The sequence below is a fragment of the Acidovorax sp. DW039 genome (assembly GCF_037101375.1).
GTDB lineage: Bacteria > Pseudomonadota > Gammaproteobacteria > Burkholderiales > Burkholderiaceae_C > Acidovorax.
Window position 1 is genome coordinate 4,194,834 of sequence record NZ_AP029019.1, and the last position, 13,069, is coordinate 4,207,902.

A 13,069-nucleotide genomic window follows, 5' to 3' on the forward strand; every position below is an offset into this window, starting at 1 on the left:
AGTGACCACAGCCCTTCGCTTCCTCATCGTTGACGACTTTTCCACCATGCGCCGTATCGTCCGCAACCTGCTCAAGGAAAGCGGGTTCTCGGACGCTGACGAGGCAGAAGACGGAGTCGCCGCACTGAATAAACTCCGCAACGGCAAGTTCGATTTCGTGGTGTCCGACATCAACATGCCCAACATGAACGGGTTTCAGCTGCTGGCCGAAATCAAGAAGGACGACAAGCTCAAACACCTTCCCGTGCTCATGGTGACTGCCGAGGCCCGCAAGGAAGACATCGTGGCAGCAGCCCAAGGCGGCGCCGCTGGCTACATCGTCAAACCCTTCACCAAGGCCACCCTGGAAGAGAAAGTTCTGCTGATTCTCAAAAAGATGGGAATGTGACGCCATGGACACGCCAGAAAACACCCACGGAGAGCCCGCCGCAGACGTCCATCAAAAGATTGGTCTGCTGACGCGGCAGCTTCACGATTCGCTGAACGAATTGGGCTTTGCCGAGAAATTGCGAGGCTCGATGGGTGAGCTGCCCGATGCCCAAAGCCGCTTGTCCTACATTGCCCGCCTGACGGGTGAAGCGGCAGAGAAGGTGCTCAGCCGGGTAGAACTGGCAAAAGCCCAGCACGATTTCATTGCCTCAGAAACACGCCGCGTTGTGGATTCCCTGGTGAAGGATCCCGTCGCTGCGGTGGCCAAGGGTGAGATCTTCAACTTCCTGACCGATGTGGAGCGCGTCACCAAGGAAGCCGATGTGCACCTGACGGAAATCATGATGGCGCAGGACTTCCACGATCTGACGGGCCAGGTGATCGCTCGTGTGGTGAACCTTGCAGCCACGATTGAAGAACAACTGGTGCAACTGCTGATTCAGACTGCGCCAGCCAATGTGCACGTGCCAGCGGTGGAGCCTCCGCGCGAACGCCTCAACGGCCCCGTCGTTGATCCCGAAAACACGCCTGACATCGTTACCGATCAATCCCAGGTGGACGATCTTCTCGCCAGTTTGGGATTTTGAACTTTGCGTCTTTGCCGCATCCTTGAATAAGGGGCCCCTGCGGCCCCTTTTTCGCCTTTAGATTTCCGGGCTGCTCACGACAATGGCATGACACCAGACGTCATGCCATCATGGACTCCAGCCAAGACAAGGAACTACCCGCCACCGAGCGCAAGCTTCAACAAGCGCGCAAGGACGGGCAAGGTGCGCGCTCGCGCGACCTGTCGCATCTGGCCATCCTGGGGGCTGGTGCCGCAAGCGTGATGACGCTGGCGCCTACGCTGATGGACTACATGCAAAAGGCGCTGACCCAACAGCTCACTTTTGACTCCAAGGCTGTCATGACCCCTGCTGCCATGCTGGAGCGCATGCAGAGCGTGGTGGGCGTGGGGCTGATAGCCAGCATTGTTTTCGCTGTCCTGACCAGCGCAGCCGCGTTGATCAGCGCAGTGGGTGCGGGCGGCTGGATCTTCAGCACCAAGCCCATCACCCCCCAGTTCAGCCGGCTCAACCCCCTCACTGGCTTTGGCAACCTGTTTTCAAAACAGCAGTTGGCCAACGTCGCCAAGATGGTGCTCATGACCTGCGTGCTGTCGTTCGTCGCGTGGAAATACATGGGCAACAGCATTGAGGACGTGGCCATGCTGGTGGCCCAGCCCTCTACCAGCGCCATCCGTTACGTGGGTGACTGGCTTACCACTGGTGTGAGCATGCTGCTGCTCGTGGTGTTTCTGGCGGCTGCCATCGATGTGCCGCTGCAGGCTTACTTCTTCAAGTCCGGACTCAAGATGTCTCACGAAGAAGTGAAACAGGAGCACAAGGAATCTGAAGGTGACCCACACACCAAAGGCCGCATTCGCCAGAAGCAACGCGAACTGGCGGACCGTGCCAGCGTGAGCGCCGTTCCCAAGGCTGACTTTGTGGTGATGAACCCCACCCACTATGCGGTGGCACTGAAATACGACGACGCCACGATGGCGGCCCCCCAGGTGATTGCACGCGGCACCGACCTGGTGGCCATGCGCATCCGCGACTTGGCCAAGGGCCACGAAATTCCTGTGCTGCAGTCGCCCATGCTGGCACGTGCGCTTTACGCCCACGCCGAACTCGACCAGCCCATTCCCGCCACGCTGTACACCGCGGTGGCGCAGGTGCTGGCCTATGTCTACCGCCTCAAGGCGGCGATGCGCGGCGAAGGCCGCATGCCCGGCGAACTGGTTCAGCCGTATGTTCCACCGGAGCTTGATCCACACCACAAGCTCACGGTTCAAGCCCAAGGTGATGCTGCATGAACACCTCCGTCAACTCCCTGAAACTGTGGGCGGGTAAGAACACCTCGGTCCTGCAAGGCATGTCGGCACCGCTGCTGGTGGTGGCCATCCTGGCGCTGATGGTGCTGCCCATTCCCGCATGGCTGCTGGACACCTTCTTCACCCTCAACATCGCCGTGGCGCTGATGGTGATGATGGTGGCGGCCTACATGGTGCGCCCGCTGGATTTCGCGGCATTCCCTGCAGTGCTGCTGCTCACCACGCTGATGCGCCTGTCGCTCAACGTGGCTTCTACCCGCGTGGTGCTGCTGGAAGGCCATACCGGTCCCGGCGCGGCAGGTGCCGTGATCGAGGCCTTCGGTCACTTCCTGATCGGCGGAAACTTTGCTGTCGGCCTGATCGTTTTTGCGATCCTGGTGGTCATCAACTTCATCGTGGTGACCAAGGGTGCAGAGCGCATTGCCGAGGTATCGGCCCGCTTTACCCTGGACGCCATGCCCGGCAAGCAGATGGCCGTCGATGCCGATCTGAACGCAGGTCTGATCGACGAGAAAGAAGCCAAGCGCCGCCGCGCTGAGGTGGGCGAGGAAGCCAACTTCTTCGGCTCCATGGACGGTGCCTCCAAGTTCGTGCGCGGCGACGCTGTAGCGGGCATTCTGATTTTGCTGATCAACATCGTGGGTGGCTTCACGGTGGGCGTGCTACAGCACGGCCTGTCGGCAAAGCAGGCCGCTGACAGCTACATCCTGCTGGCCATTGGTGATGCGCTGGTCGCCCAGATTCCCGGCCTGCTGATCTCTGTGGCGGCTGCCATGGTGGTGTCGCGTGTGGGCAAAGAGCAGGACATGGGCCGCCAGATCGTGCAGCAGTTGTTCATGTCGCCCCGCGTGCTGGGCGTGACGGCTGGCATTCTGGTTCTGCTGGGCCTCATTCCTGGCATGCCTCACGTGGTCTTTCTCGTTATTGGCAGCTCGCTGGGCTATGCCGCATGGATGCTCTACCAGCGCCAGCAGATCCCGCCCGAGCCCGAGGCTCCGCCCGCCCCCACCACCAACGATGGCGAGGCCACCTGGGACGACCTGCAACCTATCGACCTGCTGGGCCTGGAGCTGGGCTATCGGCTCATTTCTCTGGTGGACAAGAACCGTCAGGGCGACCTGCTGACCCGCATCAAGGGGGTACGCCGCAAGTTTGCGCAAGAGGTGGGGTTCCTGCCACCTGCCGTGCATGTGCGCGACAACCTGGAGCTCAAGCCCAGTGCCTACCGCATCACGCTGCGCGGTGTGGTGGTCGGCGAAGGCGAGGCTTTCCCCGGTATGTTCCTGGCCATCAACCCCGGTGGCATCAGCACTCCCCTGATCGGTACCCCCACCACCGACCCTGCATTTGGCCTGCCTGCCCACTGGATTGATGACCGGCAAAAGGAAGCGGCACAAATGGCGGGTTTTACCGTCGTTGATTCAGAAACCGTGATGGCGACGCATTTGTCACACTTGATGCAAGTCCAGGCAGCCAAGCTCCTCAGTCGCACGGAAACCCAGCAACTGGTGGAACACGTGGCCAAGCTGGCTCCCAAGCTCATCGAAGAGGTGGTTCCGAAAATGGTCTCGATCGCAACGTTCCAGAAAGTCCTCCAGCTGCTGCTGGAAGAGTCTGTGCACATTCGCGATATTCGCACCATCATCGAAACCCTGGCAGAGCATGCAGGTGCGGTGTCGGACCCTGTGGAACTGGCACGGCGGGTGCGCATTGCCCTGTCGCCTGCCATCGTCCAGCAGATCTACGGCCCTACCCGCGAACTCAACGTCATCGCCATCGAGCCTGGACTGGAGCGCCTTTTGGTGCAGGCCTTGGGCAACACAGCCGGCCCCGCGCTGGACCCAGGCGTCGCCGACATCCTGACCCAGAAGGCCGCAGAAGTGGCACTCAAGCAAGAAGAGATGGGCCTGCCCGCCTGTCTGCTGGTGCCAGATCAGATCCGCAATGCCATCTCTCGCCTGGTGCGCCGTGTTGCACCCCGCCTGCAGGTGCTTGCGCACAGTGAAATTCCCGAGACCCACACCATCCGGATTGGGCCCATTCTCAAAGGTGCATCAGCATGAACATCAAACGCTTTACCGCCCCCACCTCCCGCGAGGCACTGGCCAAGGCGCGCATGGCCTTTGGCGAGGGCACCCTCATCCTGTCCAATCGCCCCACAGCCAATGGCGTGGAAGTCGTGGCCACGGCAGAAGACACACTGTCTGCGCTGGACAGCGCAGCGCAGGGCTCCAGCTCTGGAAGCGGCAGCCTGGGCTCGGGCAACCTGTCGCAACAGGGTCATCGCGACTTCCAGGAGTCGCGCCACGGCAAGGAAGACCTGCTGGGCAGCAAGAGCAGCCGTGCTCCCGTGCGCTCCACGCAGATGGCTGCAGCGCCCGTAAGCCGCCATAACCCGGTAGAGGAAGATACCGAGCAGCTGGCCATGAGCACGCTGTCGTTCCAAGACTACGTGCGCGAACGCATGCTGCGCCGCCGCCACGAAGCCATGAACGGCCCGGCGGAGCCCCCCACTTTTGCAGAACGCAGCCGTGACCAGGACCGCGACTTTCCCCGTCAACGCCCTGCACCCGCCGTGGTGCGGCACAACCCGCTGCGCTCCATCCCCATGGACCTGCCGCCCGAACCACCCCGCCGCAAGCCGGAGGCAGCAGCCACGGTGACCGTGGCACAGCAGCAAACCCTGATGAACGAGCTGCAGGCCATGAAGGAGATGATTGAAGACCGCTTCAACACCATGGCGTGGCTGGGGCAAGCCAAGCAGAACCCCATTCAGTCCAACCTGATGCTGAAGATGATTCGCGCAGGCTACTCGCCAGCACTGGCGCGTGCCGTGCTGGAGCGCATGCCCGAAGACATGTCTGCTGCAGACGCCGTGCGCTGGCTGATGGAGGTGCTGGAACGCAACCTCAAGACTGACGAGCATGAAGCTCCTTTGTACGAGCAAGGCGGCATCTTTGCACTGGTTGGCGCCACCGGTGTGGGCAAGACCACCACCACAGCCAAGCTGGCAGCGCTGTGCGCCCGCATCCACGGCCCTGGCAGTGTGGGCCTGATTACACTGGACACCTACCGCATTGGCGCGCACGAGCAACTGCGCACCTACGGCCGCATGCTGGGCATCGTGGCGCACCTGGCCCATGACCGCGCTGCCCTGCAGGACCTGCTGGGCCTGCTCAGTGGCAAGAAGATGGTGCTCATCGACACCACGGGCGTTGCACCTCGGGACCCTCGCAAGCGCAGCATGCTGGACGTGCTGGATCTGCCCCGCGTCAACCGCCTGCTGGTGCTCAATGCCGGTTGCCATGGCGACACGCTGGACGATGTGCTCACATCCTTCAAGACCGCAGGCTCACAACAGGCCATTCTTTCCAAGGTGGATGAGGCCGTGAAACTGGGCCCATCGCTCGATGCGCTGATCCGCCACCAGATGGTGCTGCGCGGCATCACGAACGGCCAGCGCGTGCCAGAAGACTGGGAACAGGCAGAAGCCCACAAGCTCATTGCTGCCTCGATGCGCGCACCTGTGAAGTCGGCGTTTGACCCCAAGTCGTCCGACCTGAACTACTACTTCTCGAACGCGCCCGAGGCCCTGACCGAGAAAGGACTTGTGGATGCTTGACACCGGTCTTCACCAGGCTGCGGGCCTGAACAGCTTCACCCCCGAGGCACAGTTGCGTGTGCTGGCCGTGGCCAGCCAGGAACGTGCTTCCAGCGGGCTGGAGATGCTCTGGCAAATCTGCGCCAATCTGCAACGCCTGGGCTATCCCACCGTGGTGCTGGATGGCACTGCGCGCGAATCCGACGAAGCCCCTGGCCTGCACCATCTGCTGCAGGCGCCATGGAGCGATGGGTTGGGCTTTGGAGCCAGTGCCTCACTGACTTCGCTGGCCGTCATCCCTGCTGCGCGCGGGTTGCTTCAACTGCAGCGTCAGGCCTATGCGCGGGGCGAGCCACCGCTGCCGGGTCTGCTGCCCTACTTTCGCGCCTACGGGCTCGTGGTGCTGCACGCCCCTGCCAGTCTGCTCGGTCCTTTGTTGACCCACACCCGCACGGTGCCGCTGGCAGTGATGGAAAGCGGCTCGGCCGGCGTGCTGGCCTGCTACAAAAGTCTCAAGCAGATCGTCACGCATTCGGGCCTGCCCTGCACGGTGGCGTCAGTCCTGCAGACGGATACCGCTGGCGAGCGCAAACGTACCCAAGGCGCGTTGCGCACCCTGCAGGACTGCGCCGAGCGTCACCTGGGCGGCCTGGTACGCACCACCACGATATCGGCCCATAATCCCCATGATGTGCAACGTCTGGCCTTGCAACTGCTGGAAAACGCAGGCACCATCAGCGCAACGCTGGGGACCCTGCCCACCAGCACCGCGGGTTTGACAGAAACGTCTGCGCATTTTGCACGGAGCCACTGATCTGATGTACACCGCCAAAGGCCAGCTCGATCGTGATGCCATGATCCGCCAGCACGTACCGCTGGTCAGGAGGATTGCGCACCACATGATTGCCAAGCTGCCGCCCAATGTGGAGCTTGACGACCTGATCCAGGTCGGCATGATGGGCTTGGCAGAGGCACTTTCGCGTTACGAGACCGCTCAGGGTGTGCAGTTTGAGACCTTTGCCACCCAGCGCATCCGCGGTGCCATGCTGGATGAGTTGCGCGAGGGTGACTGGATGTCGCGCAGTTCGCGCAAGAGCCAGAAAGACATCGAACACGCAGTGCACCGGCTGGAGCAGCGTCTGGGCCGCAGCCCGCTCGAGTCAGAAATTGCAGCCGAGATGGAACTGAGCCTGGCGGATTACCAAAGCCTGCTGAGCAAGGTGCGCGGCACGCAACTGGTGTACCTGGAGGACATGACCAACGGCGGGGACGATGAAGACGGTTTTCTGGACCGACACGTTGCCGACGCCGCAGCGGACCCCGTTGAGCTGCTGCGCGACCAGCGTCTTCGCAGCTCCCTGGTCAATGCCATCAAGAGCCTGCCCGAACGCGAACAGCACATCATGGGCATGTATTACGAGCACGACATGAATCTCAAGGAAATCGCTGCCGTGCTGGGGGTCACCGAGTCACGGGTGTGTCAGCTGCACAGCCAGTCCATCGCCCGCCTGCGCGCGAAGATGCGCAGCCACTGATCCGACTCTTGATCATCGTACCCTGCACCGGCCCATCAGCAGCAGCGATAAAAACCGGCTCTAGCGCTTGATCCACAAGCGCAGGCAGCTATCTATTTGATAGCAAATCCAATTTTCAACGAAATCTGGGGTGCGGATGTGTCAGCCGGCTGACCGGTAGATGCGTGCAACATTGCCCGCAACACCAGAGCCCGCTTGCGGGTTGCCGTAGGTGGCAGACCCGGCAGAAGATGCTTGAGGAACCACAGCGGCCACCTGACGGTCTGTCAGCGCAGCAACCCGGGCAAGGCCCTCGCGCTGCAGGGCCAACTGGTTTCCAATGGTGGTCAAGCGTTCCTGCAATTTGGAAGGCAGGGCCGAAGCTTGCGGCGCCTGTTCGAGTGCCCATGTGAAACGGGCCGCTGCATCACGCAGTTCGGTGCTGGCAGTCTCCAGTGCCGCAGCATCCATGGTCAGCAGGGCGGCTGACACCTTCTCAATCTTGGTTTCAACGAAAACGAGGGCTTCTTCTAACGACATGGTGGGGTTGCGCCAGATTCAGCCTGGGAAGAGGTCTCGTCAGCGCGAGCGGGTGAAGAGTTCCTGAGCGTTGGAGAGCAATTTGTCCGCAATGGCCTCAGCATCTACTGAAAACGTGCCGTTGCTGATGGCTGCACGAACTTCGCTCACACGCTTGGCGTCAAAGTCACTGCTGCTGCGGCCAGGCTGCTCCAGGGCTCGGGCTGAGCTGGATACGGTGACAGGCACACCGGCGGCCGACGCAGAGGCTGCGCCTTTTGCCACCCCTTCAGCAGCAGGGGCTGGACTTTTGGCCTGCTTGGCAAGCGTCGTCTGCGCCAGTGCGCCCGGGAGTTCCGGTGATTGACCTATTTTCATCGCTCTCTCCACCACCCCTGTGATGTGGGGCTCAGTAGCAATGTCTTCGACCTGTTTTTAGCGGACTTTAGCCTTTTGTGCAGATAAATCTTCAAAGACGGATGGCTACTGTTCCATCTTCCTCCACAATGCCCGTAATCACACGACCATTATCCATACGGACTCGCACAGTCTGCCCGGCAGACCCAGCAGTGAGGGCCTCACCGGCGGAAGTCACCGCATAACCTGGCCCCTGCGCCATCACCCTCACCTGAGCCCCCGCCTTGAACAAACTGGGGGCCTTGATCATGGTCTGGCGCAAAGCCTGGCCTGCCATCAGTTGGCGTGATGCTGTCTGCCCCACCCACGCATCCGCGTTGGCGACCACCGCTGCGGTGTCAGCAGCCCAGTCGACCTCCGCCTGCGTCGCGTCGTTGGCAGTCAGGACAGCCCCTGGTGCGACATTGGCCGTCAGCACCCAGGCCGGCCCCCACGCTTTGATGGTAACAGGTAGAAACACATTCCAGGGCGATGGGCCTTCCACACACCGCAATCCCAGGCGGGTACGTCCCCACAGCCGTGAGCCTGCAGGCAGGTAGGGTTCCACGCGCGCACAGGGGGCCAGTTTGAGGCGGCTGTCCAGCGCGCCAACGCTGACCTCCATGCGCAAAGACGCACCCGATGCCTGGTTGCGGGCCAGGGCTTCGTTCAGAAACTGCTGGGTGAGATGGCCCAGCTCAGCGGCAGGATCGGCGACAGCCTGGGCGTGAACTCCCGTCGACAAGAGGACCGCTACGGCCACGCAAGCACTGCGAGCCAAAGATGAAAGGGTGGGCAAGGATGGCATGTGCGCTCTCCGCAAAAGGGGCCTGCACATCTGCCCCCTGGTCAACAAGAGAGGCAGTACGGGCCATTACAACGCCCTCACTGTAGGACAGCCCAACCCCCTCCAAATGGCCGAACAACATCCGGAATCCTGGGCTCTTCGGGCTTTAGAAAAATGCGCCCGTTTCCATAATCGAACCACGCCAAAACCCGTCCCGGGCGCTGGTGCCGATGCAGAGGATGTGAGGCAATCATGCTTGACAAGATGACCGCCCAGCTGGGCTTTCAAGGCAACGCGCTGATCCTGCGCGCCGAGCGTCAGCGCGTCATCGCCAGCAATATTGCCAATGCCGACACCCCTGGCTACATCGCGCGTGATTTTGATTTTGCAAAGACGCTGCGCGAGGCCACGGAAACCCCAGGCAGCAACGTCGCAAAAACCTTTGCCAGCGCTGATCAAGGCCCCGCTGTGAGCACAGCCACATCAGACCCTAGGCACATCAAGGCGACGACCATGGGTTCAGGCTCTGCGTCCACGATTGGTGGCCCGGGCAAGCTGGGCTATGCCGTGCAGACACAACCCGCGCTGGACAACAACTCGGTGGATCTGGACCGCGAGCGCGCTGCCTTTGTGGACAACGCCGTGCGTTACGAAGCCACGCTGCGCTTCATCAACGGCAACGCCAAGACGATGCTGAGCGCCATACAAGGCCAGTAAAGCGGCGCACTGCACAGAAAGCGAGACCCCCCATGTCCATGTTTTCCATCTTCAATGTCTCTGGCAGCGCCATCAGCGCCCAGTCCCAGCGGCTGAACGTGGTGGCCAGCAACCTGGCCAACGTCGATGCCGTGGCTGGCCCGGATGGCAAGGCCTACAAAGCCCGGCAGCTGGTGTTCCAGGCGGCTCCCATGGGCTCCGACAGCGCCACCGGTGTGCGCGTCACCACCATCAAGGAAAGCGACGCCCCCGGCCGCAAGGTGCATGACCCGTCTCACCCCTCCGCCGATGAGCAGGGCTACGTCACCCATTCCAACGTGAACGCCGTGGAAGAAATGGTCAACATGATTTCCGCCTCGCGCTCCTACCAGAACAACGTCGAGGTCATGAACACGGCCAAGACATTGCTCCTCAAGACCCTGCAGATGGGCCAGTAATTGTCTGGAGATAAGCCATGATTTTCAGCTCCACCAGTGCGACCTCCAGTACGGCCAGCACCTCGACCACGACCAGCACAGCCAACCCGAACACTGATCCGGCGGCAGCCCAAGACCGTTTCCTCAAACTCCTGGTCGCGCAGCTGAACAACCAGGATCCGATGAACCCTCTGGACAACGCCCAGATGACATCGCAGATGGCTCAGATCAACACCGTAACGGGCATCCAGCAACTGAACCAGACCATGGCCAGCATGGCTGCACAGTTCAACTCCTTGCAGGTCATGCAAGGCACAGCGCTGGTGGGACGCAGTGTGATGACGGAGGGCAACAGCGTTTCCGTCACCGAGAGCACCGGCAAGGGCGGTTTCGAACTGCCCTCTGCCGCGACAGGCGTCAAGGTCGAGATCCTGACCGCAGGGGGTCAACTGGTAGACACCGTTGACCTGGGCGCACAAACCGCAGGTCGCCACACGTTTGACTGGGACGCCAGCAAATACACCGGCAATACCAGCGGCCTGCAGTTCCGCGTCACTGCAGTAAACGGCTCCACCAAGCTCGACTCCACCGCCCTGAGCGTCGCCAAAGTCACCGCTGCGGGGGCTGAAGACGGGCAGCTGGTGCTGAGCCTGTCCAACGGCAAGACCATCAACTACAGCCAGATCAAGGCCATGCTGTAAAGCGCCGCCCCCACACACCGCACGCAACGCCCAACCAGGAGAACACCATGAGTTTCCAGCAAGGCCTCTCCGGCCTGAACGCCGCCAGCAAGAATCTGGACGTCATCGGCCACAACATTGCCAACGCCAACACCACAGGCTTCAAAGCGTCGCGCGCGGAGTTTGCGGAAATGGTGGCCTCTGCCATCGGCTCTGCAGGTGGCTCCAATGCGGGCATTGGCGTGGAAACCGCCAACATTGCACAGCAGTTCACGCAAGGCAATCTGACCATCACAGGCAACAGCCTGGACGTCGCCATCAACGGCAACGGCTTTTTCACTTTGACCCAGCCCGATGGCTCCACAGCCTACACGCGCGCAGGCAACTTCAAGCTGGACAAGGTGGGCAACTTGGTCACCAACGACAGCGACAAGGTGATGGGCTACCCCGTGGACCCCGTAACGGGCCTTCGCACGGGTACCGACCCCATTCCCATGGTGTTCCCCACCGCGCAACCGATTCCCGCGAAGCAAACTACGACCATTACGGCGGAGTTCAATCTGCCAGCCACCGCCAAAGACGCGGCAGGCGACCCCACAGCCACCCCCCCAGTGCCAGCCACGCCACGTGCAACCTACGGCACATCCATCAACGTGTACGACAGCCAGGGCGTGGCAAAGCCTATCAACCTCTACTTCCAGAAGACCGCTACGGCCAATACATGGGATGTGTATGACAAGCTGGATGACCCTTCAGCCAGCCCACCAGTCGTGGCGACCAAGATCGGCACGATCGCGTTTGACAACACGGGCGCCATCGTGTCCCCGGCAGCCACACCACCAGCTACGGGGTTTCAGCTGCCGCTCACCGTGACGCCCTCGCCACCCAACCCGAACAGCCTGCCCACGTTCCCCGTGACGATCAAGCTGGACGGCGTCACCCAAAGCGGCACCAAATTTGCGGTGTCCGACCTGAGTCAGGACGGTTACACCACGGGCGAGCTGACGGGCATCAACATCGAGAACAACGGGATGATCATGACCCGTTACTCCAACGGTGTCACCCGCTCGGAAGGCCAGCTCGCCCTCTCCAGCTTCCGCAACACGCAGGGGCTGGCTTCTGTGGGCGGCAACAAATGGGTGTCCACATTTGAGTCCGGCCAGCCCGTGGTGGGCATTGCCACGGATGGCAACTTTGGTGCGCTGCGCTCTGGCGCACTGGAAGACTCCAACGTCGACCTCACCGCCGAGCTGGTCAACATGATGACCGCCCAGCGCGCCTACCAGGCCAATGCGCAGACCATCAAGACGCAGGACCAGGTGATGTCCACCCTGGTGAACCTGCGCTGATGCTGGCGAGTCACTGAGCTGAAGACGGAGATCCTCCATGGACCGCATCATCTACACCACCATGACAGGGGCCAACGCCGCGGCCCACCGGCAGTCGGTGCTGGCCAACAACCTGGCCAATGCGTCCACCAACGGCTTTCGGGCAGAAATGTCCACCTTCCGCTCGGTGCCCATGCAGGGCGACGGTTCCACCACCCGCGTGTTTGCGCTGGAAGCCACCTCTGGCTACCTCAACACCGCAGGCCCCGCCAAAACCACAGGCCGCAGCCTCGACGCCATGGCCATGGGCAACGCGTGGTTTGCCGTGCAGGGGCTGGACGGCCTGGAGGCCTACACCCGGGCTGGCTCTTTCGATGTCTCTGCCGCAGGCCAGCTGGTTACGCCCTCGGGCCTGCCCGTGCTGTCGGATGGCGGTGCGCCCATCGACATCCCGCCCGGTGCGGAAGTCACCCTCGGCTCAGACGGGACCATCACTGCTCGCACCGGTGGACAACGCCCTACGCCCGTGGGCCGGTTGAAGCTGGCCACCCCCACTGCGGAAGACCCGCTCAAGCGCGGCGACGATGGCCTGTTTCGCACCGCTTCGGGCGACCCCATGCCCAACGATGCGGCCGCCCGCATGCTCAGCGGCGCAGTGGAAGGCTCGAACGTGAACCCCGTGGAAAGCATGGTGGGCATGATCGCCGCCTCCCGGCAGTTTGAGCAGCAGATGAAGCTGCTGCAGACGGCCGAAACCAATGACAAGACTGCGGCCCAGCTGCTCAGCATCAACGGCTGATCACCCG

Annotated in this window: 15 protein-coding genes; 12 read left to right on the forward strand and 3 right to left on the reverse strand. The window is 61.9% G+C overall.

All coding sequences use genetic code 11. The annotated features are described in order from the left end of the window. Nucleotide 1 precedes the first annotated feature (1 nt). The 7 genes from cheY (at nt 2) to AACH87_RS18815 (ending at nt 7,441) form a co-directional block, all read left to right on the forward strand. Entirely contained in the window at nt 2–388 is a 387-nt protein-coding gene (gene cheY / locus AACH87_RS18785; protein WP_338796050.1) for a chemotaxis response regulator CheY, read from the forward strand. Between the two features lie 4 nt (nt 389–392). Continuing rightward, nucleotides 393–1,016 carry a protein phosphatase CheZ gene (locus tag AACH87_RS18790; RefSeq protein ID WP_338796051.1) on the forward strand — a complete coding sequence of 208 codons (624 nt, stop codon included), beginning with the start codon at nt 393–395 and terminating at the stop codon, nt 1,014–1,016. Between the two features lie 110 nt (nt 1,017–1,126). After that, a complete protein-coding gene (flhB, locus tag AACH87_RS18795) occupies nt 1,127–2,287 on the forward strand; it encodes a flagellar biosynthesis protein FlhB (protein WP_338796052.1) in 1,161 nt (386 codons plus the stop codon). Beyond that, nucleotides 2,284–4,368, forward strand: coding sequence for a flagellar biosynthesis protein FlhA (gene flhA, locus AACH87_RS18800; RefSeq protein ID WP_338796053.1), 2,085 nt, complete (start codon nt 2,284–2,286; stop codon nt 4,366–4,368). Before flhB ends, flhA begins: the two co-directional genes overlap by 4 nt. Next, nucleotides 4,365–5,927, forward strand: a complete 1,563-nt coding sequence (flhF, locus tag AACH87_RS18805; protein WP_338796055.1) for a flagellar biosynthesis protein FlhF — start codon at nt 4,365–4,367, stop codon at nt 5,925–5,927. The genes flhA and flhF overlap by 4 nt, the downstream gene beginning before the upstream one ends. Beyond that, entirely contained in the window at nt 5,920–6,720 is an 801-nt protein-coding gene (locus tag AACH87_RS18810) for a hypothetical protein (RefSeq protein ID WP_338796056.1), read from the forward strand. Before flhF ends, AACH87_RS18810 begins: the two co-directional genes overlap by 8 nt. A 4-nt stretch (nt 6,721–6,724) precedes the next feature. Further along, nucleotides 6,725–7,441, forward strand: a complete 717-nt coding sequence (locus tag AACH87_RS18815) for an RNA polymerase sigma factor FliA (RefSeq protein WP_338796057.1) — start codon at nt 6,725–6,727, stop codon at nt 7,439–7,441. 141 nt (nt 7,442–7,582) lie between these two features. Here the strand turns inward: AACH87_RS18815 and AACH87_RS18820 are convergent, their stop codons facing one another. From AACH87_RS18820 to flgA, 3 genes are all read right to left on the reverse strand, one after another. Further along, entirely contained in the window at nt 7,583–7,960 is a 378-nt protein-coding gene (locus AACH87_RS18820) for a hypothetical protein (RefSeq protein ID WP_338796058.1), read from the reverse strand. A gap of 39 nt (nt 7,961–7,999) precedes the next feature. After that, complete coding sequence (gene flgM, locus AACH87_RS18825; RefSeq protein WP_338796059.1) at nt 8,000–8,317, reverse strand: flagellar biosynthesis anti-sigma factor FlgM; 318 nt, start codon at nt 8,315–8,317, stop codon at nt 8,000–8,002. A 91-nt stretch (nt 8,318–8,408) separates the two neighbouring features. Further along, nucleotides 8,409–9,143: a flagellar basal body P-ring formation chaperone FlgA gene (gene flgA / locus AACH87_RS18830; RefSeq protein ID WP_338796060.1), complete on the reverse strand. Its 735-nt coding sequence runs from the start codon at nt 9,141–9,143 to the stop codon at nt 8,409–8,411. 231 nt (nt 9,144–9,374) lie between these two features. On the opposite strand from flgA, the gene flgB reads away from it, so the two are divergent. Genes flgB through flgF form a run of 5 tightly spaced genes read left to right on the forward strand, consistent with a single transcriptional unit; the run spans nt 9,375 to nt 13,062 of the window. Further along, a complete protein-coding gene (flgB, locus tag AACH87_RS18835) occupies nt 9,375–9,839 on the forward strand; it encodes a flagellar basal body rod protein FlgB (protein WP_338796061.1) in 465 nt (154 codons plus the stop codon). Nucleotides 9,840–9,871: 32 nt separating this feature from the next. Next, nucleotides 9,872–10,276 carry a flagellar basal body rod protein FlgC gene (gene flgC / locus AACH87_RS18840; protein ID WP_338796062.1) on the forward strand — a complete coding sequence of 135 codons (405 nt, stop codon included), beginning with the start codon at nt 9,872–9,874 and terminating at the stop codon, nt 10,274–10,276. Between the two features lie 17 nt (nt 10,277–10,293). Then, on the forward strand, nt 10,294–10,956 hold the full coding sequence (locus AACH87_RS18845) for a flagellar hook capping FlgD N-terminal domain-containing protein (RefSeq protein ID WP_338796064.1): 663 nt from the start codon (nt 10,294–10,296) through the stop codon (nt 10,954–10,956). A 47-nt stretch (nt 10,957–11,003) separates the two neighbouring features. After that, nucleotides 11,004–12,284 (forward strand): flagellar hook protein FlgE, encoded by a 1,281-nt coding sequence (flgE, locus tag AACH87_RS18850; RefSeq protein WP_338796065.1) that lies wholly within the window; start codon nt 11,004–11,006, stop codon nt 12,282–12,284. 37 nt (nt 12,285–12,321) lie between these two features. After that, a complete protein-coding gene (flgF, locus tag AACH87_RS18855; RefSeq protein ID WP_338796066.1) occupies nt 12,322–13,062 on the forward strand; it encodes a flagellar basal-body rod protein FlgF in 741 nt (246 codons plus the stop codon). The last annotated feature ends 7 nt before the right edge of the window (nt 13,063–13,069 follow it).

Excerpts from the sequence above, each read along its gene's own strand:
- AACH87_RS18790 (WP_338796051.1), top strand. The coding sequence starts at position 393 with ATGGACACGCCAGAAAACACCCACGGAGAGCCCGCCGCAGACGTCCAT.
- flhB (WP_338796052.1), top strand. The coding sequence starts at position 1,127 with ATGGACTCCAGCCAAGACAAGGAACTACCCGCCACCGAGCGCAAGCTT.
- flhA (WP_338796053.1), top strand. The coding sequence starts at position 2,284 with ATGAACACCTCCGTCAACTCCCTGAAACTGTGGGCGGGTAAGAACACC.
- flhF (WP_338796055.1), top strand. The coding sequence starts at position 4,365 with ATGAACATCAAACGCTTTACCGCCCCCACCTCCCGCGAGGCACTGGCC.
- AACH87_RS18810 (WP_338796056.1), top strand. The coding sequence starts at position 5,920 with ATGCTTGACACCGGTCTTCACCAGGCTGCGGGCCTGAACAGCTTCACC.
- AACH87_RS18815 (WP_338796057.1), top strand. The coding sequence starts at position 6,725 with ATGTACACCGCCAAAGGCCAGCTCGATCGTGATGCCATGATCCGCCAG.
- AACH87_RS18820 (WP_338796058.1), bottom strand. The coding sequence starts at position 7,960 with ATGTCGTTAGAAGAAGCCCTCGTTTTCGTTGAAACCAAGATTGAGAAG.
- flgM (WP_338796059.1), bottom strand. The coding sequence starts at position 8,317 with ATGAAAATAGGTCAATCACCGGAACTCCCGGGCGCACTGGCGCAGACG.
- flgA (WP_338796060.1), bottom strand. The coding sequence starts at position 9,143 with ATGCCATCCTTGCCCACCCTTTCATCTTTGGCTCGCAGTGCTTGCGTG.
- flgB (WP_338796061.1), top strand. The coding sequence starts at position 9,375 with ATGCTTGACAAGATGACCGCCCAGCTGGGCTTTCAAGGCAACGCGCTG.
- flgC (WP_338796062.1), top strand. The coding sequence starts at position 9,872 with ATGTCCATGTTTTCCATCTTCAATGTCTCTGGCAGCGCCATCAGCGCC.
- AACH87_RS18845 (WP_338796064.1), top strand. The coding sequence starts at position 10,294 with ATGATTTTCAGCTCCACCAGTGCGACCTCCAGTACGGCCAGCACCTCG.
- flgE (WP_338796065.1), top strand. The coding sequence starts at position 11,004 with ATGAGTTTCCAGCAAGGCCTCTCCGGCCTGAACGCCGCCAGCAAGAAT.
- flgF (WP_338796066.1), top strand. The coding sequence starts at position 12,322 with ATGGACCGCATCATCTACACCACCATGACAGGGGCCAACGCCGCGGCC.